Annotated in this window: 23 protein-coding genes; 13 read left to right on the forward strand and 10 right to left on the reverse strand. The window is 50.5% G+C overall.

Annotated elements, in window-relative coordinates; genetic code table 11:
• The first annotated feature begins 93 nt into the window (after nt 1–93).
• Together ftsZ and AC1RVX_RS12065 are read left to right on the forward strand one after the other, a co-directional pair.
• A complete protein-coding gene (ftsZ, locus tag AC1RVX_RS12060) occupies nt 94–1,287 on the forward strand; it encodes a cell division protein FtsZ (protein ID WP_493217112.1) in 1,194 nt (397 codons plus the stop codon).
• Between the two features lie 512 nt (nt 1,288–1,799).
• On the forward strand, nt 1,800–2,306 hold the full coding sequence (locus AC1RVX_RS12065) for a peroxiredoxin (protein ID WP_493216837.1): 507 nt from the start codon (nt 1,800–1,802) through the stop codon (nt 2,304–2,306).
• A 77-nt stretch (nt 2,307–2,383) separates the two neighbouring features.
• On the opposite strand, the gene AC1RVX_RS12070 is transcribed toward AC1RVX_RS12065, so the two are convergent.
• On the reverse strand, nt 2,384–2,878 hold the full coding sequence (locus AC1RVX_RS12070; protein WP_493216838.1) for a GNAT family N-acetyltransferase: 495 nt from the start codon (nt 2,876–2,878) through the stop codon (nt 2,384–2,386).
• Between the two features lie 203 nt (nt 2,879–3,081).
• On the opposite strand from AC1RVX_RS12070, the gene lpxC reads away from it, so the two are divergent.
• A complete protein-coding gene (gene lpxC, locus AC1RVX_RS12075; RefSeq protein ID WP_493216839.1) occupies nt 3,082–4,017 on the forward strand; it encodes a UDP-3-O-acyl-N-acetylglucosamine deacetylase in 936 nt (311 codons plus the stop codon).
• A 118-nt stretch (nt 4,018–4,135) separates the two neighbouring features.
• Here lpxC and AC1RVX_RS12080 read toward each other — a convergent pair whose 3' ends face one another.
• Nucleotides 4,136–4,639 carry a DciA family protein gene (locus tag AC1RVX_RS12080; protein WP_493216840.1) on the reverse strand — a complete coding sequence of 168 codons (504 nt, stop codon included), beginning with the start codon at nt 4,637–4,639 and terminating at the stop codon, nt 4,136–4,138.
• A 106-nt stretch (nt 4,640–4,745) separates the two neighbouring features.
• Between AC1RVX_RS12080 and AC1RVX_RS12085 the strand changes: the two genes are divergently transcribed.
• Complete coding sequence (locus AC1RVX_RS12085) at nt 4,746–5,693, forward strand: peptidoglycan DD-metalloendopeptidase family protein (RefSeq protein ID WP_493216841.1); 948 nt, start codon at nt 4,746–4,748, stop codon at nt 5,691–5,693.
• Between the two features lie 190 nt (nt 5,694–5,883).
• On the forward strand, nt 5,884–8,643 hold the full coding sequence (gene secA, locus AC1RVX_RS12090) for a preprotein translocase subunit SecA (RefSeq protein ID WP_493216842.1): 2,760 nt from the start codon (nt 5,884–5,886) through the stop codon (nt 8,641–8,643).
• Between the two features lie 101 nt (nt 8,644–8,744).
• On the opposite strand, the gene AC1RVX_RS12095 is transcribed toward secA, so the two are convergent.
• Complete coding sequence (locus tag AC1RVX_RS12095; protein ID WP_493216843.1) at nt 8,745–9,530, reverse strand: IclR family transcriptional regulator; 786 nt, start codon at nt 9,528–9,530, stop codon at nt 8,745–8,747.
• 207 nt (nt 9,531–9,737) lie between these two features.
• Here AC1RVX_RS12095 and AC1RVX_RS12100 point away from each other — a divergent pair, with 207 nt between their 5' ends.
• From AC1RVX_RS12100 to AC1RVX_RS12135, 8 genes are all read left to right on the forward strand, one after another.
• Complete coding sequence (locus tag AC1RVX_RS12100; protein WP_493216844.1) at nt 9,738–10,919, forward strand: acyl-CoA dehydrogenase family protein; 1,182 nt, start codon at nt 9,738–9,740, stop codon at nt 10,917–10,919.
• 104 nt (nt 10,920–11,023) lie between these two features.
• The gene (gene argJ / locus AC1RVX_RS12105; protein WP_493216845.1) at nt 11,024–12,262 is read left to right on the forward strand and encodes a bifunctional glutamate N-acetyltransferase/amino-acid acetyltransferase ArgJ; all 1,239 of its coding nucleotides are present in this window, start codon (nt 11,024–11,026) and stop codon (nt 12,260–12,262) included.
• Between the two features lie 22 nt (nt 12,263–12,284).
• The gene (locus AC1RVX_RS12110; protein ID WP_493216846.1) at nt 12,285–13,154 is read left to right on the forward strand and encodes an ATP-binding protein; all 870 of its coding nucleotides are present in this window, start codon (nt 12,285–12,287) and stop codon (nt 13,152–13,154) included.
• 1 nt (nt 13,155) lies between these two features.
• Nucleotides 13,156–13,566, forward strand: coding sequence for an NUDIX domain-containing protein (locus AC1RVX_RS12115; protein ID WP_493216847.1), 411 nt, complete (start codon nt 13,156–13,158; stop codon nt 13,564–13,566).
• Between the two features lie 596 nt (nt 13,567–14,162).
• Nucleotides 14,163–15,275 carry an alanine racemase gene (gene alr, locus AC1RVX_RS12120; RefSeq protein WP_493216848.1) on the forward strand — a complete coding sequence of 371 codons (1,113 nt, stop codon included), beginning with the start codon at nt 14,163–14,165 and terminating at the stop codon, nt 15,273–15,275.
• A gap of 81 nt (nt 15,276–15,356) precedes the next feature.
• On the forward strand, nt 15,357–16,649 hold the full coding sequence (locus AC1RVX_RS12125) for a D-amino acid dehydrogenase (RefSeq protein WP_493216849.1): 1,293 nt from the start codon (nt 15,357–15,359) through the stop codon (nt 16,647–16,649).
• Nucleotides 16,646–17,215, forward strand: coding sequence for a hypothetical protein (locus tag AC1RVX_RS12130; RefSeq protein ID WP_493216850.1), 570 nt, complete (start codon nt 16,646–16,648; stop codon nt 17,213–17,215). The genes AC1RVX_RS12125 and AC1RVX_RS12130 overlap by 4 nt, the downstream gene beginning before the upstream one ends.
• Before the next feature lie 33 nt (nt 17,216–17,248).
• A complete protein-coding gene (locus AC1RVX_RS12135) occupies nt 17,249–18,808 on the forward strand; it encodes a sigma-54-dependent transcriptional regulator (protein ID WP_493216851.1) in 1,560 nt (519 codons plus the stop codon).
• A 20-nt stretch (nt 18,809–18,828) separates the two neighbouring features.
• Here the strand turns inward: AC1RVX_RS12135 and AC1RVX_RS12140 are convergent, their stop codons facing one another.
• The 7 genes from AC1RVX_RS12140 to ispB all read right to left on the reverse strand — a co-directional run bounded on the left by AC1RVX_RS12140 (nt 18,829) and on the right by ispB (nt 25,683).
• Entirely contained in the window at nt 18,829–19,005 is a 177-nt protein-coding gene (locus tag AC1RVX_RS12140; protein ID WP_422982926.1) for a DNA gyrase inhibitor YacG, read from the reverse strand.
• A 2-nt stretch (nt 19,006–19,007) separates the two neighbouring features.
• Nucleotides 19,008–19,763, reverse strand: a complete 756-nt coding sequence (zapD, locus tag AC1RVX_RS12145; protein ID WP_493216852.1) for a cell division protein ZapD — start codon at nt 19,761–19,763, stop codon at nt 19,008–19,010.
• A gap of 137 nt (nt 19,764–19,900) precedes the next feature.
• Entirely contained in the window at nt 19,901–20,515 is a 615-nt protein-coding gene (gene coaE, locus AC1RVX_RS12150; protein WP_493216853.1) for a dephospho-CoA kinase, read from the reverse strand.
• Nucleotides 20,516–21,388, reverse strand: coding sequence for a prepilin peptidase (locus AC1RVX_RS12155; RefSeq protein ID WP_493216854.1), 873 nt, complete (start codon nt 21,386–21,388; stop codon nt 20,516–20,518).
• Nucleotides 21,388–22,620, reverse strand: a complete 1,233-nt coding sequence (locus AC1RVX_RS12160; RefSeq protein WP_493216855.1) for a type II secretion system F family protein — start codon at nt 22,618–22,620, stop codon at nt 21,388–21,390. The genes AC1RVX_RS12155 and AC1RVX_RS12160 overlap by 1 nt, the downstream gene beginning before the upstream one ends.
• 15 nt (nt 22,621–22,635) lie before the next feature.
• Nucleotides 22,636–24,363, reverse strand: a complete 1,728-nt coding sequence (gene pilB, locus AC1RVX_RS12165; RefSeq protein WP_493216856.1) for a type IV-A pilus assembly ATPase PilB — start codon at nt 24,361–24,363, stop codon at nt 22,636–22,638.
• Between the two features lie 285 nt (nt 24,364–24,648).
• Nucleotides 24,649–25,683 carry an octaprenyl diphosphate synthase gene (gene ispB, locus AC1RVX_RS12170; protein ID WP_493216857.1) on the reverse strand — a complete coding sequence of 345 codons (1,035 nt, stop codon included), beginning with the start codon at nt 25,681–25,683 and terminating at the stop codon, nt 24,649–24,651.
• Between the last annotated feature and the right edge of the window lie 99 nt (nt 25,684–25,782).

The following is a 25,782-nucleotide window of genomic DNA, read 5'->3' on the forward strand; positions in this document are numbered from 1 at the left end:
ATTTTATAATAGTTCGATCTACAGTTATTAGTCGCTAGTCGTCACATTCGGTGATGCCTAGCGACTGATAACTGCCTACCTGGAGGAATCATGATGGAGTTCGATATGGTTGATAACGCCACACAAGGCACCGTAATTAAGGTTGTCGGCGTGGGCGGTGCAGGCGGCAATGCAGTCCAGCATATGATTAATAAAGGCGTTTGCGGTGTTGAGTTCATCGCCGCCAATACAGATGCGCAAGCGCTGTTGCTGTCGAAAGCACATAACGTCATACAGATTGGTGAAACTGGTCTGGGTGCAGGCATGAAGCCTGAAGTCGGTCGCAAGCTGGCTGAAGATTCCCGTGCGCGTATTGAAGATGCATTACGCGGTGCGCACATGGTCTTCATCGCTGCCGGTATGGGTGGTGGCACAGGTACCGGTGCCGCACCTATCGTTGCACAGATTGCCAAAGAACTGGGTGCACTGACCGTGGCAGTGGTGTCCAAACCATTTTCATATGAAGGCAAAAAATGCATGGACATCGCGGACGAAGGTCTGGATGCATTGTCCCAGCATGTTGATTCACTGATCATCATTCTCAACGAAAAACTCGAAGAGATTTATGAAGATGACAGCATGATCGAATGGTTGCAGCATGCCGATGACGTACTCAACAATGCCGTAGCCGGTATTGCTGAAATCATCAATGTGCCTGGTCACATCAACGTCGATTTCAATGACGTAAAAACCATCATGGGCGAGCAGGGCAAAGCCATGATGGGTACGGCAACCGCTTCTGGTGTTGATCGTGCACGTATTGCAGCCGAACAGGCAGTTGCTTCACCGCTGCTGGATGGTATCGATCTGTCTGGTGCACGTGGCGTGTTGGTAAATGTGACTGCCAGCCGTGGTCTCAAAGGTAAAGAGATCAAGGAAGTCATGGCGGCAGTACGTGCTTTTGCCGCACCGGATGCATCCATTGCACAAGGTATTGCGTATGACGACACCATGGGTGACGATATCCGCGTAACGGTTGTGGCAACTGGCCTGGGTCGTGGCAAGAAAAATATCCAGCTGGTACAAACACCTGTTTTGCGTACAGGTACCCATAATGAACCAGTGATGGGAAGTCCCGTCATGACGTCGGGCACTGCTTCTACCGGTACTATTGGCACAGGATTTGATGGCCTGAGCAAACCGGCAGTATGGCGTCGTGAATCTGCGTCAGAAACAGTACGCGCGCTGGAAAAAAACGGCATGGAAACATATGACATTCCAGCCTTCCTGCGCAAGCAGGCGGACTGATGTTTTCAGTCTCCAGAACAACGCCAGTTTCGAAAGGAACTGGCGTTTTTTATTGGGGAATTGAAAAACCAGACCAAAAAGCTCACCACAGAGACACAGAGAAAAGCAAGAGGAAAGCAATTCATATCTTGATACAGTTCCTTGCTTTTTTTCATAAAACTATTCATCAATGGTTACTAAACCATGGAAAAGTGCCTTCTTTCTCTTGCCTTTCTCAGTATCTCTGTGTCTCTGTGGTGAGAGGTCTTAAGCATTATCTTTTAGGACTTACGCAAAATTGTCCCAGCAAGGCGTCAGCGACGCAGACAGTACTTTAGTACGGCAAGGAGCTGCAACGCAGCTGGGGCGGTTTTGCGTAAGTCCTGTCTTTTTAACTTCTGCAAGAAAATTCTAGCTCAGGCATACTGGCGTCCTTCACTGTCGGTGTTGATTTGGCTCACACTTCCTTTATCTATTGGAAGCAGCAGTCAGCAAGGCTTTGAATATCCAAATACTTATCTAGGGAGCATAAAATGACAATCAAGATTGGCGATACCCTGCCTGAAGGCAGCCTGGCAGAATTTATTGAAGTGGAATCCGAAGGATGTTCACTGGGACCAAATACCTTTAACGTGTCAGACCTGACCAAAGGTAAGACCATCGCCATTTTTGGTTTGCCTGGTGCTTACACGCCAACTTGTTCTGCCAAGCATGTTCCTGGCTATATCGCCAATGCTGCAGCCTTGAAAGCCAAGGGCGTAGATGAAATCTGGTGCATCTCTGTGAATGATGCATTCGTTATGGGCGCATGGGGCCGCGATCAAAAAGCTACCGGCATCGTACGCATGATGGCTGATGGCAATGCTGCTTTCAGCAAGGTCCTTGGCCTGGATGCTGACTTCAGCAAATTCGGTATGGGCACACGCTCACAGCGTTATTCCCTGCTGGCAGTAGACGGTGTAGTCAAGCAACTCAATGTTGAAGAAGGCGGCAAGTTCGAAGTATCGAACGCAGAAACACTGCTGGCACAATTGGGCTAATCCCGATTCCGCTATCTTCAGTATGAAAAAAACGGCGCTGAACCTAAGCGCCGTTTTTTATTGGTTGTGCATAGTGCTTAATCCAGTGCCTTGGACATGATATGTGATTGCACACCATAGCCTTGTGCTCTGTAAAAAGCCATGGCGTTTTGATTGAAGTCGAACACTTCCAGCCGGATTTCCACCGCCTGATGCTCGCGCCCCCATGCGGTAGCGGCATCCATCAGCATGCGCCCCACCCCTTGTTGCTGATGCTGGTCCGACACCACGATAGTGCCTATGCGGCATATACGTCTGCAGTACAGAAAAGGAATTGTCATGTTCTCATGCCAACTGACGGTAATGAAACCGATCACCTCATCGTCCAGACAAGCCAGCAGGGCGCAGGTATGTGAAGCCTGGAAAGATGCCTGCCAAAACAGGCGATCAAGTTCACGCTTGGGTTGTTTCACAAAAACGTGAGGGGCATGCGCATTGTGTTGTGCATTGATCTGATCACTGAGTTCACACATGGCTTCCACATCCTCAGACGTGGCCACACGGATGATAACTGTTGTTGTTTGTACACGCATTGATTTTGCTTTTATCCGGTCTTAGAACCTGTTTGCGATCTTACTGCGCGAGCGTGATCAGGGCTCATGCGCTGCTCAAAATGCTCATGTACTAGTGTACATTCCGCTTTTTGCGCTGCTCTTCACTCCCGCTGACGCTCGCTCGCTACAGATCGTAAACACCTTCTTACATGGGAAATCATACTAACCGATATAATAGCGTGATGTTAAAACAACGAACAATCAAACATCAGGTCAGGACCATAGGCGTCGGTTTGCATTCCGGCACCAAGGTGGAATTGGTCATGCGCCCGGCTCCAGCGGATACCGGCATTATCTTTACACGTACCGACCTGGTCCCACCGGTTGTGTTGCCAGCACAGGCGTTGATGGTGGGGGATACCCGCATGGCGTCGACGCTGTCCAATGAAAATGGCAAGGTCTCTACAGTTGAACACCTGTTATCTGCTTGCGCCGGACTGGGCATAGATAATTTATACATTGATGTCAGCGCTGAAGAAATTCCCATCATGGATGGTTCTGCATCGTCCTTTGTTTATTTGCTGCAGCAGGCGGGCATGCAGGAGCAGGGCGCAGCCAAGAAATTCATACGTGTGTTGAAAGCGGTGGAAATCCGTGAAGGTAGCGGCAAATCGGAAAAATGGGCCAGGCTGGAGCCATACAATGGCTTCAAGCTGCATTTCTTTATCGAATTCAATCACCCGGCAGTAGATGGAACCGTGCAGACGGCAGAAGTGGATTTTGCCCGTGCATCCTTCGTACAGGATGTGGCGCGTGCACGTACTTTTGGTTTCATGCAGGACGTGGAAATGCTGCGCGGTATAGGTCTGGCGCGCGGTGGTTCCATGGAAAACGCCATCGTCATGGATGAATACCGTATCCTGAATTCAGACGGTTTGCGTTTTGATGATGAATTTGTACGACATAAGATACTCGATGCGATTGGCGACCTGTACCTGATCGGTCATCCTTTCCTGGCGAGTTATACCGCACATAAATCTGGTCATGGTTTGAACAACCAGTTGCTGAGGGCGCTGCTGGCTGATCCGTCTGCCTATGAAGTTGTCAGTTTTGATGGTACTGATATGGTACCGCCAACTTATGCGACTCAGGTTGAACGTGAATGGGCTCTGGTCTGACCAAAACACAATTGGTCAGGCAAAAACATTCCGGTTCTTTGGTTTTACCCTATTTATTTTGTAACAGTAATTAATCAAATTCTTGCTCATTTTACTTCAGGGACTCTTGGATTTGATCTTAACCACCAGACCTGTGGCGTTGTAGTAAACGCCCCAGCGCCGCTCGTAAATCTGCATTTTGTGATGTCTTTTCCAGCGTCTGTTCCAATTGATCAAATGCCTGCAAAGCCTTGCCGGAAAAAGCTATTTGCTTTACTGCAACAGGTTTTTCAACGACCCGCTTTACTTGTACTTTGATACGGATTGCGTTAATCTGCCAACCCCGTTCCTGTAAATTTACTTGCAATTTTGGACATTGTTGTTTCAATTTAGTTGCCAGTGCAGCATTGGGAGCCGATAGTGTCAGTTGTCCTTCGGACACCTGCATGACTTCACAAGTCTCAAATATCGGAGGCAATATTGCCCCGCAATCTTTTTGCAGCGCCAGATTACGTTGTACTGTCGGCAGCAGCGAGGCAATTTTATCGTTGCTTCGCAAAAAGTCGGCGGCACCGCTCGCACCTGGTACTTTGCGGCCGCGTTTGATGTTAATTGGGTAAGGAGGACGTGAAGATGTTGACATGCGCAATACCTTACCACAAACAAGCTAAGCGAAATGTTGCAAAGTCGGTTGCAAAGCTGGTCATCAAGCTGGTCGCCAATAAAACAGTTTTAAGAGGAGCATATTGATGCAAATCATTTTGATGCACTCCCGCTTTACTCAGGCCAAATCAGTGACGCTGTCGTCACGCCATGTGATTCTCGCTCTATTCAGTTTCCTTCTCATTACTACCTTGTGTGCGGCCATCATGGCTGCCCTGACCTTGCGACTGGCAAGTGCAGATTTGCCGGTATTGCGTGATCTGGTACCGGTCGCAACCCCAGAGGTAAGTAATAAAGACAAGTATATGAAAGAAAACCTGGCCGCCATGGCAGCCAAGCTGGGTGAAATGCAGGCCCAATTGATACGCCTGGATGCTTTGGGGGAAAGGGTGCAGGGTCTGGCTGGTGTCAAACCGGAAGAATTCAACTTCAAGGAATTACCTGGAAGAGGCGGTCCTGAAGTCACGTCACAGCCAGCCAAAGAATTAAATATGGAAGAATTCCAGGCGGCGTTGAATGCCATGTCGCGTGATGTTGAGCACAGATCTGATTATATGAATGTGGTAGAGACAAAATTGATGAGTTTTAAAGTGCAATCCAAGTTATTGCCCACCATTCAGCCTGTTAATGTTGCCTATAATGCATCTGGTTTTGGCTGGCGGCTGGATCCGTTTTCTGGTCGCAGCGCTTTTCATGAGGGTATAGATTTTTCTGGCCCGACCGGGACACCCATCGTCGCTGCCGCTGGCGGTGTGGTGGTGGCGGCTGAATACCATCCCCAATTTGGAAATATGGTGGAAATTGATCACGGTGGTGACATCATGACGCGCTATGCCCACTCGTCCAAGGTGTACGTCAAACTCGGTGATATCGTGAAACGTGGCCAACATATTGCCGATATTGGCTCTACTGGAAGGTCTACTGGCGCTCACCTGCATTTTGAGGTACACGTCAAAGGCGTGCCACAAGATCCGCACAAATTCCTGTCTGCGGGGGCGAATCAGGCGAATCTGGCCGCCTTGAGTCAAAAATAGACTTGAGTTTGACGGATTTGTCTCCAACTCCAGACTTATGTCTGGCATTCGATGCAGCATTGTCAGTTTATCAGGCAGTGTTTGTCGCTATTTGGATGCCGCATGGTAAAATCACAGGTTAGCCTATTGTTGCTGTCGAATTAATAATTTTGCGGCCGCTTTTTTCAGAATTTAACTTTCCGTTCATAGCATGTCATTCCTGACCAAGATATTCGGCAGCCGCAATCAGCGGCTTTTGAAGCAATACCAAAAGACTGTGCGTGAGATCAACGCACTGGAACCCCAGTTCGAAGCCTTGTCAGACGAGGCCTTGAAGGCCAAGACTGGCGAGTTCAAGGCGCGTGTCGCCAACGGGGAGACGTTGGACAGTATCCTGGTTGAAGCCTTTGCCGTTTGCCGCGAGGCCAGCAAACGCGTGTTGAAAATGCGCCACTTTGATGTGCAGATGATCGGTGGCATGGTGCTGCATTATGGCAAAATTGCCGAAATGGGCACCGGCGAGGGTAAAACCCTGATGGCGACTTTGCCTATCTACCTCAATGCCCTGTCTGGCAAAGGTGTGCATGTGGTTACCGTCAACGATTACCTGGCGCAGCGCGATGCCGAGTGGATGGGTATACTGTACGGTTGGCTGGGTCTGAGTACAGGTATCAATCTGTCACAACTCGATCACGATGCCAAGCAGATCGCCTATGGGTCTGATATTACCTACGGCACGAATAATGAATACGGCTTTGATTACCTGCGCGACAACATGGTGTATGAAGCCAAAGACCGTGTACAGCGTAGCCTGAATTTCGCCGTCGTCGATGAAGTCGATTCCATCCTCATCGATGAAGCGCGTACGCCGTTGATCATCTCTGGTCAGGCAGAAAACCACACTGAGCTGTATTACAAAATCAATGAAGTGCCGAAACTGCTGACCTTGCAGATCGGTGAAGAAACACCGGATGGCAAGGGCAAGATAGAAGTCCCTGGTGATTACACCAAGGATGAAAAAGCCCACCAGGTATTGCTGACTGAAGCTGGCCATGACAAGGCCGAACGCATCCTGACCCAAATGGGTTTGCTGCCGGAAGGCGCTTCCCTGTACGATGCGGCAAACATCACCCTGATCCATCATCTGTATGCTGCCTTGCGCGCACATGCCCTGTATTTCAAAGACCAGCACTACGTGGTGCAGAATGACGAAATCGTCATCGTCGATGAATTTACCGGTCGCATGATGACAGGCCGTCGCTGGTCTGATGGCTTGCATCAGGCGGTCGAAGCCAAAGAGGGTGTGCGCATCCAGAATGAAAACCAGACGCTGGCTTCCATCACCTTCCAGAATTATTTCCGTATGTACGCCAAACTGTCAGGCATGACAGGTACGGCAGATACTGAAGCGTATGAATTCCAGGAAATTTATGGCCTGGAAACCGTTGTCATCCCGCCAAATCGCCCATCTCAGCGCAAAGACAGGCAGGATCAGGTTTACAAGTCGGCACAAGAAAAATACGGTGCCATGCTGATCGACATCAAGGACTGCTATGAACGTGGCCAGCCGGTGCTGGTTGGTACGACTTCGATTGAAAACTCCGAATTGTTGTCTGGCATTTTGACGCAGGCAGATTTGCCGCACAATGTGTTGAACGCCAAGCAGCATGCACGCGAAGCAGAGATCATTGCCCAAGCCGGTCGCCCAAAAGCGATCACCATCGCTACCAACATGGCCGGTCGTGGTACCGATATCGTGCTGGGTGGTAATGTCGCCAAGCAAGTGCAGTTGATCGAAGCCAATCCGGATTTGTCGGACGCTGACAAATTTGCCCAATCGCAAAAACTGCGCGATGAATGGCAATCCCTGCATGAACATGTGGTCAATGCAGGCGGCTTGCATATTGTCGGTACCGAGCGTCATGAATCCCGTCGCGTAGACAATCAGTTGCGTGGCCGTTCCGGTCGTCAGGGTGATCCGGGTTCTTCCCGTTTCTATCTGTCTCTCGACGATACGCTGTTACGCATTTTTGCTGGTGACCGTGTACGTGCCATCATGGACAGGCTGAAAATGCCAGAAGGTGAACCGATAGAAGCAGGTATCGTGTCGCGTTCTATTGAATCAGCACAGCGCAAGGTTGAAGCGCGCAACTTCGATATCCGCAAGCAATTGCTGGAATATGATGATGTTGCCAATGATCAGCGTAAAGTGATTTACCAGCAGCGTAATGAATTGCTGGAGGCACAAGACATGTCCGAACTGATTTCTTCACTGCGTCACGGCATGTTCCATGACATCGTGCGTGAATATGTGCCGGCTGAATCAGTGGAAGAGCAGTGGGATATTCCTTCGCTGGAAGCAGTATTGCGCAATGAATGGGCGCTCGATATTTCACTGGCGAAAATGCTGGCAGAAGAAGCCAATCTGAACGATGACGACATCCTTGAGCGAGTACAAAAAGCCGCCAATGATGTTTACGAAGCCAAACTGGAAATCGTCGGCAAGGATGCGTTTGCCGGGTTTGAACGCAGTGTCATGCTGCAAAGCATAGACTCACACTGGCGTGAACATCTGGCGGCGTTGGATCATCTGCGTCAGGGTATACATCTGCGTGGTTACGCCCAGAAAAACCCGAAACAGGAATACAAGCGCGAAGCTTTTGAACTGTTTGGTCAGATGCTGGACCAGATCAAGAATGAAGTGGTCAGGACCGTGGTCACCGTGCGCATACAATCTCGTGAAGAGATAGAAGCGGCGGAAGAACAACTGGCGCAATCGCAAATTGAAAACGTGCATTACCAGCACGCTGATTTCGACGCTGATTCCACGCCGGAAGAAATAATGGCACCAGGCGTCGTTGCTGATGATGGTCAGGCAGAAGTTGGTTATGCACTGAAAATTGGCCGTAATGACCCTTGCCCTTGCGGTAGCGGCAAGAAATTCAAGCAGTGCCACGGCAGACTTGCCTGATGGTTTGATGGCTTGATCAGCAGTATAGAAAAACAAAGGGACGAAGCGATTCGTCCCTTTTTTTGTGGTCGCTGAATTGGCGAAATGTGAAATGAAGACGGCTAAAGCAGATTCCCCTGCAGATCACGCACCAGTTGCAATAACCTGGGGCGTACTTCTTGTAATAGAAATTCCTTGCTCAACAGAAAAGCCGGGCCGCCGCAATTAATCGCAACCGGAGCTTGCCCGGCACCGGGCGAGAAACCAATAGCGATGGCATTGACATCCGTTTGCCAGTCGCCAAAAGAACTGCAGCAACCAAATTCCGCTACCTCCCGCAGGCTATGTCGTATGCCAGGTTCCAGATCTGGCCACTGTTCCGCCTGAGTCTTGCTTATCTCCGTCAGTACAGAGTCACGTTCTGCTACAGGCAAGCTGGCCAGCAATGCACGTCCCATGGCGGTGGTTGCAACCGGGATGCGCGAGCCCACATCCAGGCTCAGGGTCAGCGCATTCTGGCTGCGGCAGTTTTCTATATAAATCATGCTGAGTCTGTCACGCATGCCCAGTGACACCATGCCCCTGGAAAAATCTGCCAATTCCTGCATTAAAGGGCGCGCCAGTTGCCGCACGTCGAGTCGCGCAATCATTGCACTGCCCAGTGCCAGAGTGGCTGATCCCAGACGATATTGTCCCTGGCTGCTGATGTAATGCAGGTAACCCAGTTTGGTCAGGGTATAGGTTAAGCGCGATACTGTGGACTTGGGTAAATGACAACGCTGAGCAATTTCCTGGTTACCCAATGCCCGGTCACCAGGGCGAAAACAGGCCAGCACATCCAGCCCGCGTGCCAGTGCGGTAACAAAGTGACGGTCCTCTTTCATCGGGCTATTTGGTTTGTTATCCATGTCGTTGTTTTCTTCTAAAAATCGATAGCAGGCCTCACCAATCCGCTGACCAAAAGGCTTGACCTTGGCATAGCACGCGTCTACAGTTAGAACGATCGTTCTATTTTGGAGTGTAATTCTGCACTGCAGAATAGCACAATTCAAGCTAATTATTGGCAGCTGCCTTAAACAGTCAGACCGCTCAATCTGGAAATCGAGAGGATAGTCATGGATTTAAATTTCACATCTGCTGAACTGGAATTTCGTCGCGAAATCCAGGATTTTTTGCAGCAAGCTTTGCCCGCTGATATCCGTCAAAAAGTCAGGCATGGCATGCCGTTGGAAAAGACGGACTATCAGCAGTGGCAACAGATCCTGCATGCACATGGCTGGGGCGGTAGCTCCTGGCCAGCTGAATTTGGTGGAACAGGTTGGTCGGCGGTGCAGCGCTATATTTTTGAAGAAGAATGTGCCGCTGCTGGTGCACCGCGTTTGCCGCCTTTCGGTATCAAGATGGTGGCACCGGTATTGATGGAATTTGGGTCACCCTCACAGCAGCAGCGATTCTTGCCCAGGATTTTGGCGGCAGAAGAATGGTGGTGCCAAGGCTATTCAGAACCGGGTTCAGGTTCTGACCTGGCATCCGTCAAAACCACGGCAGAGCGCATGCGTGATGCCGGGGGTGAATATTATCGCGTCAATGGACAAAAAACCTGGACCACGCTGGCCCAGTATGCCGACTGGATATTTTGCCTGGTGCGAACCGATCGTGAAGTCAAACCGCAACGTGGCATTTCCTTCTTGCTGATCGATATGAAGTCGCCGGGGGTGACGGTCAGACCCATCATCACCATGGATGGCACACATGAAGTCAATGAAGTCTGGTTTGATGATGTCAGGGTGCCATTGGATAATCTGGTCGGCAAGGAAAACCAGGGCTGGACTTACGCCAAGTTTTTGCTGGGGCATGAACGCACCAATATTGCTGGCATAGGCATCGCCAAAAGGGAATTGACGCGACTCAAGCGTGTCGCTGCCCAGGAATGGAAGAATGGCAGGCCATTACTGGAAGATGCCCAGTTTGCTGCGCGCATTGCACAAGTTGAAATTGATTTGATGGCGCTGGAAATGACCAACCTGCGTGTACTGTCAGCAGAAGAACAGCAACGTGCACCTGGCCCAGAAGCCTCTATCCTGAAGATCAAGGGCACCGAGATCCAACAAACGATTACCGATATGCTGATGCAGGCAGTAGGTGAGCAGGCACTTGCACTCAGGGATAGATCTGACATGTCTGAAGTGGCAAGCTCACTTGCCATCAATTACCTGAATATGCGCAAGCTGTCGATTTATGGTGGTTCGAATGAAATACAAAAAAATATCATTGCTCAAATGATCATGGGTTTATGAACCTGGAATGGATAAGGAGTGCAAATTTCCGCATCGCAAACATGCTTCGCAGCGCAGCAAAATGCCCTACAATGTCGGCTTGATTTCAACGCAAGGAAACTATCATGGCCGTCAATTCTCCCGTTCCTGTTGCTGCAGACCTGAAGGCAGTGGCAGGTATTCGCCTGGGCTATGCCGAAGCAGGCATACGCAAAGCCAACCGTAAAGATGTACTGGTGATGGAATTGGCAGCCACGGCCACCGTATCGGGTGTATTTACCACCAATCGTTTTTGCGCGGCTCCGGTTCAGGTATGCAAGGCACATCTGGATGGCTTGCACATGAGTTCTGCCCCCATTCGCGCATTGGTCGTCAATACAGGTAATGCAAATGCCGGTACAGGTGATGCAGGTCTGGCTGCCGCCAACGCGACCTGTGCAGCGCTGGCAGAATTGCTGGATTGTGAAGCGGCACAGATTTTGCCATTTTCCACAGGTGTGATTCTGGAGCAATTGCCGGTTGACCGGCTGGTTGCTGGTTTGCCGAAAGCCATAGAAAATCTCAAGACAGACAACTGGTTTAATGCGGCAGAAGCCATCATGACCACGGATACTCAACCCAAAGCGGCATCGGCAACCGTTAACATCGGCGGTAAAACTGTCACCATGACCGGCATCAGCAAAGGTGCCGGGATGATCAAGCCAAACATGGCGACCATGCTGGGTTACCTTGCCATGGATGCCAAAGTAGCGCAAAACGTACTGGACCATCTGGTCAAGCAGGCCGCTGACAAATCCTTCAATTGCATCACCATTGATGGCGATACCTCAACCAATGATTCCTTCATGCTGATCGCCACTGGCGCCGGTGAAGTGGAAGTGAATGATGTCGATACGCCTGAATATGCCTTGCTGGCAGAAGCGGTGACCGCTTTGTCGCAAAAACTCGCGCACATGATCATTCGTGATGGTGAAGGTGCCACCAAGTTCATGACCATTTTGGTGGAAGAAGGGCGTGATGTGGAAGAATGCCGCAAGATTGCCTATTCCATCGCCCATTCGCCACTGGTAAAAACAGCATTCTTTGCTTCTGACCCCAACCTCGGACGCATCCTGGCAGCGATAGGCTATGCTGGTGTGGGTGACCTGGATGTTGGCAAACTGAATTTGTACCTGGATGATGTCTGGGTCGCAAAAAATGGTGGGCGTAATCCTGACTATCGCGAAGAAGATGGTCAGCGCATCATGAAGCAAAGTGAAATCACCATACGCGTCAAACTGGCACGCGGTGATGCCCAGGCAACGGTATGGACTTGTGATCTGTCGCATGACTATGTATCGATCAATGCCGATTATCGTTCCTGATATCTTACCTGAGTAAGCCGCCATGACCCAGCTTGACCAATTCTTATCTCGTGCAGAGCATTTGCTGACCCGGCTGGAAGGCTTGCTGCCGGTTACTTCACAGGTACCTGACTGGCAATTGGGCCACGCATTCCGGTGGCGCAAGCGTGGTGGGCAGGGCTATCTGCAAGTAGTGCGTCATGTCTCAGACATTGCGCTGGATGACCTGTGTCATGTCGCGATTCAAAAAGCCCAGATAGAACAAAATACCCGCCAGTTTGTCCATGGTAAACCCGCCAACAATGTCTTGCTGACGGGCGCACGTGGTACTGGCAAATCTTCCCTCATTAAGGCTTGCCTGAACCAGTTTGCCGATCAGGGCTTGCGTCTGATTGAAGTCGATAAAACTGATCTGGTGGATTTGCATGATATCGTCGACCTGATCGCCAGCCGGCCAGAGCGCTTCATTGTTTTTTGTGATGACTTGTCGTTTGAGGAAGGCGAAGCCGGTTACAAGGCATTGAAAGTGGCACTTGATGGCAGTATCGCAGCGCAATCAGACAATGTATTGATTTATGCGACTTCCAACCGCCGCCATCTGTTACCGGAAAAAATGTCCGACAACGCCAGTTATAAATATAGCGACGATGGCGACTTGCATCCAGGTGAAACAGTAGAAGAAAAAATTTCCCTGTCCGAGCGGTTTGGCTTGTGGGTATCGTTCTACCCTTTCAAGCAGGATGATTATCTGGATATCGTCGCGCACTGGCTGACCACTTTGGGATGTACTGCTGAACAAATCAGCGAAGCGCGCGGTGACGCCTTGCGCTGGGCTTTGCAACGTGGCTCACGTTCCGGTCGTGTCGCCTGGCAATTTGCCCGTGATTATGCCGGTCGTCTGGCGGAGTCCTGAGATGACGGCAAAACCTGTGGATGTTGCCGTTGGCATATTAATGAAAGCCAATGGCGATGTCTTGCTGGGGCAACGCCCTGCAGGCAAACCGTATGAAGGATACTGGGAATTTCCAGGCGGCAAGGTGGAGGCCGACGAATCCATACTGGCTGCCCTGAAACGCGAATTTGTGGAAGAACTGGGAATACAAATCGTGTCTGCCGAACCCTGGTGTGGCGTCGAACATGTTTACCCGCATGCCCATGTTCGCCTGCATTTTTATATCAGTCGTGAATGGCAGGGCGAGCCACAAAGCCTGGAAGGTCAGGCCTTTGCGTGGCAGGGCAGTGTTGCGGTGACCCCCTTGTTGCCTGCTACCATCCCCTTGCTGGAATGGCTGGACTTATTGCGTAGCGAACCGGCGCCTGCTTAAACCCATTTGCATCCTCAATTTAATACTTAACAGGCCCTGGCCTGAGTGGCATTCCCTGCTAGCCCCGTCTTTGCGGGCTTGATTTCTGTGGTTTTCTTGCACGATCCCCATATTGGTGCTTACTGGCATCCGGCCTGATCTGCGCTTGCCTGCATATTCTCCATACAGGCATGCTGATATAGATGATTGTCCGATTGACCCTGACCCCAATTTTCCAAATTATGTTCATGAAAATTTTCCCAGTGGAAATTTTCACTTTGCGCAAACTGTCTTTTTATGACAAGCAATCCGTAGTATCACTTATTGTCCTAAGCATTAGTCGCTGAGATTATCTGTGCTTTATTTTATATACGGACTGTATCTAAAACAATACACTGTATTCAAAAATGTACAGTGTTCGATTTTCAGTACGCTGCAGAGCGTAATATCGCTCCCAAAAGGAGCTTGAAAATCGATGGGTGTATCGTTTTAAATACGGTTTTTTTGCTGCTGCCGAAATAAATTTTATAAGTGCTTGAATTTCCTCAATAAAATTTTGTGGCACGCCGATTGCTATAACTAGTCGCATGATTCATACATGCGATGGAGTGGTGAAAATGAGGCAAGTTGCTGGAAGAGCAGGTGCAATACTTCGTATTGATTTACAGGCAATACGTTATAACTATCGTCTTTTACAGGGTTTGTTGGGTAAGGCGAAATGTGGGGCCGCAGTCAAAGCCGATGCTTATGGTCTTGGTGCCATCCCTGTGGTGCAGACACTTTATGCTGAAGAGTGCCGTGATTTCTTTGTTGCCCATCTCGAAGAGGGCATTGCCTTGCGTGCTCATTTACCAGCAGATGCGGCCATTTATGTCATGCATGGTTCGCCTGTGGGCCATGAAGCAGCATTGCTGGAACACAATTGCATCCCCGTTTTGAACAGTCTGCCGCAAATGCTGGCCTGGCGCGACCTGGCCAGACAACAGCAACGCCGACTGCCAGCTGTTGTCCAAGTCGATACTGGCATGGCCAGAATGGGTTTGTCCGACGCCGAAATCAGGCAATGGGTGGAAGATACCAGTCTGACTGAAGGTATTGACCTGCGTTGTGTGATGAGTCATCTGGCCAGTGCCGAAGACCAATCCAATCCGGCAAATCATCAACAATTGCAGCGCTTCAATGCGTTGCGTGCACAAATACCAGCATGCCATGGTGTAGCGGCCAGTCTGGCAAATTCATCCGGGATTTTTCTTGGTTCTGACTTTCATTTTGACCTGGCACGTCCAGGGGCTGCGCTGTATGGCGTTGCACCGGTAGCCGGGCAAGCCAATCCCATGCGTGCAGTCGCTCATCTGCAAGGCAGCATCATCCAGACCCGTGAAATCGCTGCTGGTACCGGTGTGGGCTATGGCGCCAGTTGGCGTAGTAGCCAGACCAGTCGCATTGCTACTGTCGCTGTTGGTTATGCCGATGGCTGGATGCGCAGTCTCAGCAATCGCGGTATCGCCCAGATTGCCGGTCAGCCAGTACCGATGGTGGGTAATGTCTCGATGGATACCATCACCCTGGACGTGACGACCGTGGCCGCTGAACATCTGTTGCCAGGCACGCTGGTGGATCTGATATCTGCCGACAATACCGTGGATCAGGTAGCAGCCAGGGCTGGCACGATTGGCTACGAGATATTGACCAGCCTGGGGGCGCGCTATGAACGTACTTACAGTAATTAAGTCCGCACCGATGCCGACAGCAAGAACATCTACCAGTATAAATAACAGAACAAATATCAGGATCAAAAGGGGAGAAGTAGCATGAAGGTAGTCATATTGGGGGCTGGTGTCATAGGAACGGCATCAGCCTATTACCTGGCCAAGGCTGGACATGAAGTGACTGTGATAGAACGTCAACCGGCAGCAGGGTTGGAAACAAGTTATGCCAATGCTGGCGAAGTGTCGCCTGGTTATTCTGCTCCCTGGGCTGGTCCAGGTGTTCCGCTGAAGGCGATCAAATGGTTGATGATGCAGCACAGCCCGCTGGCGATACGTCCGAGCCTTGACCCCAGCATGTGGCGCTGGGTCACACAAATGCTGATGAATTGCACGAGCAGTCGTTACGAGATTAATAAAGGACGCATGCTGCGCATGGCCGAATACAGCCGCGACGTTTTGCAGCAATTGCGCAGTGATACCGGCATCAGCTATGACGAGCGCACCCAGGGTACTTTGCAACTATTCCGCAACCAGCAGCAACTTGATGGTTCTGAAGCGGATATCGCTATTCTCAAGCGTTACGACGTGCCATATGAAAAACTGGATAAGGCTGGCTGCCTGAAAGTGGAGCCCGCATTGGTGAATGTGCAGGAGAAATTTGTTGGTGCCTTGCGCTTGCCTGGTGACGAAACCGGAGACTGCTTCAAGTTCACCCAAAATCTATCGAAATTGGCACAAGAACTCGGCGCACAGTTCAAATATGGTGTCAGCATACAAAGACTGGTCAAGAGTGGCGATACCATCAGTTCGGTTGTTACCTCAGAAGGTGAAATCAAGGCGGATTGCTTTGTGTTGGCACTGGGTAGTTACTCACCGATACTATTGAAAGAATTGGACATCAGGATTCCGGTTTACCCTATCAAGGGCTATTCGATCACCGTACCTATTACCGATGCACATAAAGCGCCAGAATCTACCGTCATGGATGAAACCTACAAAGTGGCAATTACCCGCCTTGGTGATCGCATACGTGTGGGTGGCACAGCAGAAATCACCGGTTATAACCTCGACCTGCGCGCTGATCGCCGCGCCACGTTGGAACATTCCGTGACGGACCTGTTTCCGGGTAGCGGTGATGTTGCCAAAGCAGAATTCTGGACCGGCCTGCGTCCGATGACACCGGATGGTACGCCAGTGATCGGGCCGACACCCTATCGTAATCTGTATCTGAACACTGGACATGGCACGCTGGGCTGGACCATGGCTTGTGGCTCAGGCCAGTTTATTGCAGACATCGTTTCTGGAAAACGTCCTGCCATTTCGACCGAAGGCTTGTTCATGGATCGTTATGGCAGTGCGAATCGTCCCATTTTTGTTACCAAGGAGTTGGCATGAATCAGTTTGAAGAATTACTTTCATCGACCCAGGTTTTTTCCGATGCCAACCTGAATGCGCGCTTTTATACGGCGATAGAATTGCTGGCGCAAATCATGATGGTGATGCCGCGCACGGCAAATATCACCACACTGGCGCAGGCCACAGGCAAAACCCCGCGCCTGATACGTTCCATTCTTGCCACACTGAGCAAGGATGAACTGGTCAGTCGTGATGCCAAGGAAAAAGATGCCTGGCATTGCCGCGACTGCAATGGCATCATCACGCTGGCTGATGTGTATCGCTGTTTTGCCATGGCAGAAGAAAAAGCAGCTGCCAAAGCCGTAGAAAAGCAGGAGCTGGATCAGGAGCAGGATACTGAAATACAACCGGAAAGGCGCGTTACCCGTACTTCCAGTCAGCAAAGTGTTGATCTGCTGATGATGCAAGTTAAAATGACGCTCAACCGCGCAGTTGTGCAGCAACTGGAACAATTTGATCTGGGCCGCTTGCGTGGCCTGGCAACAAATAGCTCGTTCCGTCGTCAGCATGCACGTCCACGAGGATATATTCCAGAACCCTATTAACCCGATACGGCCGTCAGGCTCCAATAACCCAGCATGCGCATTAATATCCAGTTCAAGGACCGTGTCGGTATTGCCCATGAAATCCTGGCGGTGTTGGCGCGTCGTGGCCTGAATGTGGTGGCGGTAGAAGTCGATCCGCCACATATTTATATAGACAGTCCTGACTTGCTGGATTTTATGCTGCCTTCCCTGCAGGCAGACTGTCAGCTGGTACGCGGTGTCGGTGATATTAAGGTGCTGGATGTTTTGCCGGGCATACGGCGGCGCCTCAATCTCGACACCATGATGGCTGTCATGGAAGACCCGGTGCTGGCCATCGATGGCGGTGGCCACATCGTGATAGCGAATGCTGCTGCGGCCGCCGCAGTACGCATGACAGAAAACGAACTGTGTCAACGCAACCTGAATCAGGTGCTGGATGAGGCGGGCATCCTGGAAGAACTGCTGACCAGTGGCTTTCGCTTGCCCAGCCGTGAAGTCATACTCAATGGCGAACCTTATTTCATGGACGTTACACCGGTATCCGAACCCCAGGGGTTGGATATCGACCAGCATGGACGTTCGGTTGGTGCTGTCCTGACTTTTCATGCACCGACCCGCATAGGTGGTCGCTTGCATGCATTGCAACATTCTGAAGGCAGCGGCTTTCACTTCATTATTGGTGAGTCTGAGCAGATACGTGCCTTGAAGACGCGTGCCGCCAAGGTTGCGGTGGTGGATGCCCCTTTGCTGATCACTGGAGAGACAGGTACCGGCAAGGAATTACTGGCACAAGCCTGTCATGGTGTCAGTGCTCGCAGCAGTGCAGCTTTTTTGGAGCTGAATTGTGCAGCCTTACCGGAAAGCCTGGCAGAAAGTGAATTGTTTGGCTATACCTCGGGGGCCTTTACCGGTGCTCAGCGTGGTGGCAAGCCCGGTCTGTTTGAAATGGCTGACGGTGGCACGGTGTTTCTGGATGAAATCGGCGAAATGTCGCTTTATCTGCAAGCCAAGCTGCTACGTTTCCTGAACGATGGCAAATTCCGCCGCATAGGTAGTGACAAGGAAGTCAGGGTGAATGTCCGTATTATCAGTGCAACCCACCGTAATTTGCGCAAAATGGTGCAGGAAGGTAGTTTCCGGGAAGACCTGTTTTACCGCCTGAATGTCTTGCACCTGGAAATGCCAGCCTTGCGTGAGCGCCCTGATGATATCTTGCCTTTGGCAAGACATTTTATTGAGCGTGCCTGTACACAGGCGCAAAAATCGGTTTGTCGCCTGAATTCGGCTGCCTGTGCAGCTCTGGTGTCAAATCACTGGCCTGGTAATGTCAGGCAATTACAAAACGTGGTGTTCAGGGCGATTACCATGTCGGATCAGCGTGTGCTGGACGCGGCAGACCTGGATTGGGCAGAAGGCAGCATCACTGCCGATGTGGTGAAGACAGATGTCACTGAAAGCTGGGAAGATTCGGTGAGTGCATTTGAGCGCAGTCTGCTGGAGTCCATGTACCCGCAATATCCGTCCAGCCGCAAGCTGGCAGTACGTCTGGCCACCTCGCATTCCATGATCGCCACCAAACTACGCAAATACGGCATTCCGCAAAAGCGCTAGCGTCATTGGGGGATACGGCCTTATTCCGCCAGTTCAGGGTCTTCAGGAAGATTGACAGCAGGGATAGTATATTTCTCTTCGGCCCAGGCACCCAGATCAATTTGCTTGCAGCGTTCAGAGCAAAATGGACGCCAGCGGTTCGCTTCTATCCATTCCACCTTGTTTTTGCAGGTGGGACAGTCAACAAAAGTTGCCATATTTAAAAATTACAGAGAGTCAGATCAAACGGGATATCGTTTTCAAAAGCCTTGGGCTTCATGTCGCCATCTTGTGACATAAAACGTATCCACAACATATATTTATTCGCAGAAATTTCAGGGATGGCACCCAGTTCCTGCGCTATGCTGACGCGCAACAGCTGATATACCTTGCCTTGTAACATTTGCTGGTAACTGCCAGCCTGAGCAATGACTTTTGATGTGGAGCCAGATTCGCGCAACAGGCGCAGGACAACATTAATGGCATCAAACAAGGGGGCAATCGGGGCAAACCAGGCACTGATATCGGCGTAACGTTTTTCCGGGGAGTTTTTTTGCCATGCATGGTAGCTGGGCAAATCAAACTCACAGGCACCACCCGGGATGATGGTGCGACCGCGTATGCTCATCAGCCATTCATTGTCGCGCACATTCTGACCGGTCTTGCCAGTACTGGCAACCAGCCCACTGCTCGCACGGTCTACATCGTCAAGTACCCTGTCAAGCATGTCGGCCTGTACATTCGGGTTGGATTTGAAACTGATGAGTGTGTGCTTTTGTCTTTCGAGTTCTTGCAAGAGATCAGATTTGAGGTCGGCACGACCAGCGACTTCCAGCATTTCAAAAATGGTGGCAAGGGCGACGTGATGCTGCATGGGTTCAGACTGATGCAGGAAAAATGTAAATTTTTCGTATAAGTCTTCCAGCCGCAATAACGTGCGAATACGCTCGTTAAAAGGGTATTCGTAAACAATCAAAATAGTTTCCCTGTCAAAATTAGTGCTGATTCAAGCTGCACATGATTCTGAACCATACTGTGTGAAATTACAAACATCGCTTGCAAATTCTTTCAAAAAAATTGCTGCATCAATGTGTATTCCTTCACACAGTACACCTATTTTTTCATCTCTGCATACGCCAGGTATTGCTGATGCAGTTGTATTACCTGTGCACGGATGATGTCCAGCGGCCCCTGGTTGCTGATAATGTCATCTGCCGCCGTCAGTCTTTGCTGCCGGCTGGCCTGATTATGCATGATGGCCAGCACTTGTTCCCGGGACAGGCCATTGCGTGACATGACGCGCAGGATTTGTGTTTCTTCGTCGCAATCAACTACCAGTATGCGGTCTACCCGGTTTTTCCAGTTACCTGATTCAACCAGTAATGGGACGACAAAAATCAGATAGCTGCCATTGGCGTTGCGCGCCGCTTGTTCCGTTTCCTGGCGGATCAGCGGGTGCAGGATGTGTTCCAGCTTGTGTTTTTGTGCTGCGTCAGAGAATATCAATTCGCGCATGGCTGCGCGGTTCATGGCACCTTCCAGCGTCAGCAATCCAGGGCCAAATTGCTCCAGGATGGCCGGTATGGCCAGTCCGCCGGGAACAGTTAGCTGATGAGCAATGACATCGGTATCAATCAGCGCAGCACCCAGTTCGCCGAGAATATTGGCAATGGTGGTTTTTCCGCTGCCTATGCCACCGGTCAGACCGAGCGCAAAGCGGGCAGACATTTACATGATACCCAGATAATAATCGATGATCTGATGCCCCCAGACCAGGGCGATCAGTCCTGCACCAGCCAGGTAAGGGCCAAACGGGATTTGTGATTCCCAGCCCAGCTTGCTCAATATCATCTGCGCAATACCAATGAAGGCGCCAACAAAAGAGGAAAATAATATGATCACCGGCAACATGCTCCAGCCCATCCAGGCACCAAAGGCCGCCAGCAACTTGAAGTCCCCGCCGCCAAAGCCATCACGATCTCTGATCAACTTATAAACCTCATTGACTATCCACAGGGCCAGATAGCCGGCTGCAGCACCAAGTACGGCATCTTTGAGCGAAGCAAAAGAACCATTAATATTCAGCAACAAACCTATCCACATCAGGCTCAGGGTCAGGTCATCAGGCAGCAGTTGGGTGTCAATATCGATAAAGGTCAGGGCAATCAGTATCCAGGCAAAAACCACAGCCGCCATGCCATTCACGCCACTGCCAAAATGCCAGACCATACCTGCTGACAACAGGGCAGTGAATAATTCTATCAACGGGTAACGTGGTGAAATACGTGCTTTGCATCCCTTGCATTTGCCTCCGAGCACCAGATAGCTGACTACCGGAATGTTTTCCAGGGCAGTGATCTTGTGTCCGCAGTGCGGGCAGGCTGAGCGCGGCACGACCAGATTGTAGCGGTCAGTGTGGGGCTTGGGCTGATCACGGGTTTCAGCAAAATAATTGTCTTCAAATCTTTGCATCATCTTCGGCAAGCGATAGATGACAACGTTCAGGAAGCTTCCGATCAACAGGCCAAGTAAGCCAAAAAACAGCGTACTCAGCCAAAAGCCCGGGGGAGCAAACAAAAAAAACGAAAACGAATCCAGCATCAGACCACCGAACCCAGTTTGAAAATAGGCAAGTACATCGCGACCACCAGGCCACCAATGACCACGCCCAGAATGGCCATGATCATAGGTTCCATCAGACTTGACAGAGAAGCAACAGCCTCATCCACTTCATCTTCATAAAAATCGGCAACCTTGCTCAACATGGAATCCAGCGCACCTGATTCTTCGCCAATCGCCACCATCTGCGTGACCATATTCGGGAAGACATTCGAGTTTTGCATGGCGACCGTCAGGCTGACACCGGTACTGACTTCGGTCTGGATTTTGATGGTGGCGTCCAGATAAACGGCATTACCGGAGGCACCACCAACTGAATCCAGTGATTCAACCAGCGGCACACCGGCGGCAAACATGGTGGCCAGTGTACGGGTCCAGCGAGCAATGGTGGCTTTGCGGATCACATCGCCAAATACTGGTGCCTGTAACAGCAACCTGTCCATGGTCTGCTGCATTTTTAAAGAGCGCTTCCAGGATTGCATAAAGAAGTACACGCTACCAAATAATCCGCCAAAGATCAGGTACCAGTATTTGACAAAGAAATCGGAAATAGCCATGACAAACAGGGTAGGTGCCGGCAAATCGGCACCAAAGCTTTTGAACACCTCTTTAAACGCTGGCACCACCCAGATCATGATGACGGCAGTCACAATAAAGGCAATCGACAGAATGGCGATAGGATATGTCAGGGCAGATTTGATCTTGGCCTTGATGGCCAGAGTTTTTTCCTTGTAGATGGCCAGGCGATTCAGCAAATCTTCCAGAATACCGGCCTGTTCACCGGCACCAACCAGATTACAGAACAGTGGGTCAAAATACAGTGGGAATTTACGGAAAGCCTGGTTCAGGCTGGTCCCGGTTTCAACGTCACCCCGGATGTCCTGCAATAATTTGGAGACGGAAGGATTGGCGTGACCCTTGGAAACAATATCAAAAGACTGCAACAATGGCACGCCGGCTTTCATCATGGTGGCCAGCTGACGCGTGAACAGTGTGATGTCTTTTTCGGTAATTTTTTTACCGGTACTATAATTTTTCTTCTTCAGTTTGGTAACCAGAATGCCCTGGCGACGCAAGGTGGCATTGACAATGGCTTCGCCACCAGCACGCAATTCACCACGTACGGTTTTACCAAACTTGTCTTTCCCTTCCCACGCATACAAATGTTCTTTGAGCTGCGACGATCTTACGGGCTTTGCCGGATTAGTTGCCATATGACTGTTCTCTTATTATTCGTTGGTACATCCGAGCACTTCTTCGAGACTGGTCAGCCCCTGCTTTACCTTCAGCAGTCCTGACTGACGCAAATTCCTGATGCCCTCACGTTGTGCCTGCTCTTCAATTTCCATCGCACTACCACTGGCCAGGATGATGCGTTCTATCGATTCGGAAATAGGCATCAACTGGTAAATACCGACGCGGCCCTTGTATCCACCACCGCTGCAACGGTCACAGCCTACTGGGCCATAGGGCTTCCAGGTACCGTCCAGATCTTCATCCTTGAAACCGGCCTGCAGCAATACTTCATCCAGTATATCGACCGGTTTTTTGCAGGTACAGAGGCGACGCGCCAGCCTTTGCGCGGTGATAAGGATGACGGAGGATGCGATATTGAAGGGTGCCACGCCCATATTCATCAAACGTGTCAGGGTAGCTGGCGCATCATTGGTATGCAGGGTAGAAAATACCATGTGGCCGGTTTGTGCAGCCTTGATGGCAATGTCGGCTGTTTCCAGATCACGAATCTCACCCACCATGATGACGTCAGGATCCTGACGCAGGAAAGACTTCAGTGCGGCTGCAAAGGTAAGGCCCGCTTTGTCATTGACGTTGACCTGGTTGACGCCAGGCAAGTTGATCTCGGCCGGATCTTCGGCGGTCGATATGTTAATGCCAGGTTTATTAATAACGTTAAGGCAAGTGTACAGTGACACCGTTTTACCGGAACCGGTTGGCCCGGTTACCAGTACCATGCCATAGGGACGCTGAATCGCGTCCATCAGGATGGCTTTGTGATCCGGATCGTAACCCAGGGCGTCAATACCCATCTGCGCCTGAGAACCATCCAGAATACGCATAACGATCTTTTCGCCAAACAGGGTGGGCAGTGTGCTCACACGAAAGTCGATGGATTTGCTGGCGGATAGCTGCAATTTCATGCGGCCATCTTGCGGGATCCGTTTTTCAGAAATATCCAGCTTCGAGATAACCTTGATGCGTGAAGCCAGTTTTTCTTTAATGGCCAGCGGTGGTTGGGCAATTTCCTTCAGTTCGCCGTCAACGCGGAAGCGGATGCGATAGAATTTTTCAAAGGGTTCAAAATGCAAATCGGAAGCGCCCATGTTGATCGCATCAATCAGCATTTTTTGCAGGAATTTAACGACCGGGGCATCATCAATCTCTGTCGCCTGGTTGTCAGCAGCCGCCTGATTAAGGTCTTCTTCCTTGAATTCGAGTTCAAAGTCATCACCAGCGATGTCAATCAGCGTCTGTTCTGAAGTTTTCCCCAGCCTGTCCAGCAGTTTGACCAAGGCATCATGCTGCACAATGATGATGTCTACGCCCAGGCCGGTCTGAAATTTGACCTGATCCAGTGCCGAGTTATTGGTCGGGTCAGACAATGCCAGCGATACCTTGTTGCCTTTTTTGGCGATCGCAATCATGCGCTGTGCTTGCATGAGCTTGGGATCAACCAGCTTTTCCGGCATCAGTGATTCATTGACCAGCGATAAATCCAGCAGTGGGTAACCAAACACGTCTGAGCAAAATGTCGCCAGGTCGCGTGCATTGATATAGCCGCTTTGCAGCAGGCCATCAATGAAGGGCGTTTTTTCCATCTGCGTCTTTTTGCTGACGACGTCAACCTGAGCCGCAGTCAATAAATTGGCCTGCGTCAGTGCGCGCGCCAAACCAGAGGTCGGGGTAAGGGGGGCTGAATTTGGTTGGACTGCGGACATAGGGTCTTTTGAGTAAAATTTACCAATACAATCAGTTGCCTTAGGATAATGCAACTAAGCCCGTTATTTGTAAAGGCGTTCAGCGGACAACCCGGTATCTAAGCAGCAAATAAGCGGCAAAACGACCGAGATTGTAACTTTTGTATCACGTTGCCCGCCATTCGTTACACGCGTGTTACAAATTTTGCTCAGTTGTCAACTCAGCTGCCAACGTCGAATCTGTTCTGAGTCATCCCTGAATTTACTCTATTTTGCAGGACGGTTTGTGACAGTACCTGCAAAAGATCAATGATTGCGGCCCACGGCAAAAGTGCACAATTGCACCATGGCTAGTTTGTACTTGCTTTCTGGTAGGGCGGCGATGGCAGCGGCGGCGCGATCAGCCGCTTTTACCGCTTCATTCTGTGTATAAGCCAAGGCACCGGAACTGGTAATGGCACTCAGGATGGCATCAAATTTTGATTCATCGCCATTTTCTATGCAGGCGCGCACCAGTTCCTGTTCGGCAGCATTGCCGTTTTTCATCAGATAAATCAGTGGCAGGGTAGGTTTGCCTTCACGCAAATCGTCACCCACATTCTTGCCTATGTCCTCAGCATTACCCGAATAATCCAGCACATCGTCAATCAATTGAAATGCCGTGCCCAGCGAACGTCCATATTCGCCAGCAGCTTCCACTTCTTGTTCGCCTGCGCCTGCAATCAGGGCACCGATTTGGGCTGCGGCTTCGAACAGTTTGGCTGTTTTCGAGCGTATCACTTGTAGATAGCGTTCTTCCGTTACGTCTGGGTCATGCATATTTAATAACTGCAAGACTTCGCCTTCTGCAATGACATTGGTTGCGTCTGCCAATATTTGCATGATTTGCATATTGTTGATGGATACCATCATCTGGAAGGCGCGTGAGTACAGGAAATCACCCACCAGCACGGATGCCGCATTGCCAAACAGAGCATTCGCAGTCTTGCGCCCGCGCCGTAATGAGGATTCATCTACTACGTCATCATGCAGCAGGGTGGCAGTGTGGATAAATTCGACTATAGCAGCCAGTTCATGATGATGCTTTCCCTGATACTGATAGGCATTTGCCACCAGCAGGACCAGTACTGGCCGTATCCTTTTTCCGCCTGCGCTGATAATGTATTCGGCAATCTGATTCACCAGCGGTACTTCAGAATGCAGTTTGTTGCGTATGACCTGGTTGACCGCCGACATGTCGGAGGCAATAAGTTCGGTGATGGGATTGGGGTTGTTTGTGGCAGACAAGGGGGAACCTGCAAAAAAATCCAGAATGGCGGAGATTATACGACGCCATGCCATTGTTTTGCTTGAATTGCACCAGGGCTTCCCGCTTTATTGTACTTTCTGGTCATTAACACCCCGGGTTTTTGCTGTAACAAGGTCTGTGCTGCTGAAAAA

It is taken from the genome of Undibacterium sp. GW821-FHT11B02 (assembly GCF_058808955.1).

Excerpts from the sequence above, each read along its gene's own strand:
- AC1RVX_RS12140 (WP_422982926.1), bottom strand. The coding sequence starts at position 19,005 with ATGGCAACTTTTGTTGACTGTCCCACCTGCAAAAACAAGGTGGAATGG.
- lpxC (WP_493216839.1), top strand. The coding sequence starts at position 3,082 with ATGTTAAAACAACGAACAATCAAACATCAGGTCAGGACCATAGGCGTC.
- AC1RVX_RS12080 (WP_493216840.1), bottom strand. The coding sequence starts at position 4,639 with ATGTCAACATCTTCACGTCCTCCTTACCCAATTAACATCAAACGCGGC.
- argJ (WP_493216845.1), top strand. The coding sequence starts at position 11,024 with ATGGCCGTCAATTCTCCCGTTCCTGTTGCTGCAGACCTGAAGGCAGTG.
- coaE (WP_493216853.1), bottom strand. The coding sequence starts at position 20,515 with ATGTCTGCCCGCTTTGCGCTCGGTCTGACCGGTGGCATAGGCAGCGGA.
- AC1RVX_RS12125 (WP_493216849.1), top strand. The coding sequence starts at position 15,357 with ATGAAGGTAGTCATATTGGGGGCTGGTGTCATAGGAACGGCATCAGCC.
- alr (WP_493216848.1), top strand. The coding sequence starts at position 14,163 with ATGAGGCAAGTTGCTGGAAGAGCAGGTGCAATACTTCGTATTGATTTA.
- AC1RVX_RS12115 (WP_493216847.1), top strand. The coding sequence starts at position 13,156 with ATGACGGCAAAACCTGTGGATGTTGCCGTTGGCATATTAATGAAAGCC.
- secA (WP_493216842.1), top strand. The coding sequence starts at position 5,884 with ATGTCATTCCTGACCAAGATATTCGGCAGCCGCAATCAGCGGCTTTTG.
- pilB (WP_493216856.1), bottom strand. The coding sequence starts at position 24,363 with ATGTCCGCAGTCCAACCAAATTCAGCCCCCCTTACCCCGACCTCTGGT.
- ftsZ (WP_493217112.1), top strand. The coding sequence starts at position 94 with ATGGAGTTCGATATGGTTGATAACGCCACACAAGGCACCGTAATTAAG.
- AC1RVX_RS12065 (WP_493216837.1), top strand. The coding sequence starts at position 1,800 with ATGACAATCAAGATTGGCGATACCCTGCCTGAAGGCAGCCTGGCAGAA.
- AC1RVX_RS12135 (WP_493216851.1), top strand. The coding sequence starts at position 17,249 with ATGCGCATTAATATCCAGTTCAAGGACCGTGTCGGTATTGCCCATGAA.
- ispB (WP_493216857.1), bottom strand. The coding sequence starts at position 25,683 with ATGGCATGGCGTCGTATAATCTCCGCCATTCTGGATTTTTTTGCAGGT.
- AC1RVX_RS12160 (WP_493216855.1), bottom strand. The coding sequence starts at position 22,620 with ATGGCAACTAATCCGGCAAAGCCCGTAAGATCGTCGCAGCTCAAAGAA.
- AC1RVX_RS12095 (WP_493216843.1), bottom strand. The coding sequence starts at position 9,530 with ATGGATAACAAACCAAATAGCCCGATGAAAGAGGACCGTCACTTTGTT.
- AC1RVX_RS12110 (WP_493216846.1), top strand. The coding sequence starts at position 12,285 with ATGACCCAGCTTGACCAATTCTTATCTCGTGCAGAGCATTTGCTGACC.
- AC1RVX_RS12100 (WP_493216844.1), top strand. The coding sequence starts at position 9,738 with ATGGATTTAAATTTCACATCTGCTGAACTGGAATTTCGTCGCGAAATC.
- AC1RVX_RS12130 (WP_493216850.1), top strand. The coding sequence starts at position 16,646 with ATGAATCAGTTTGAAGAATTACTTTCATCGACCCAGGTTTTTTCCGAT.
- AC1RVX_RS12155 (WP_493216854.1), bottom strand. The coding sequence starts at position 21,388 with ATGCTGGATTCGTTTTCGTTTTTTTTGTTTGCTCCCCCGGGCTTTTGG.
- AC1RVX_RS12085 (WP_493216841.1), top strand. The coding sequence starts at position 4,746 with ATGCAAATCATTTTGATGCACTCCCGCTTTACTCAGGCCAAATCAGTG.
- AC1RVX_RS12070 (WP_493216838.1), bottom strand. The coding sequence starts at position 2,878 with ATGCGTGTACAAACAACAACAGTTATCATCCGTGTGGCCACGTCTGAG.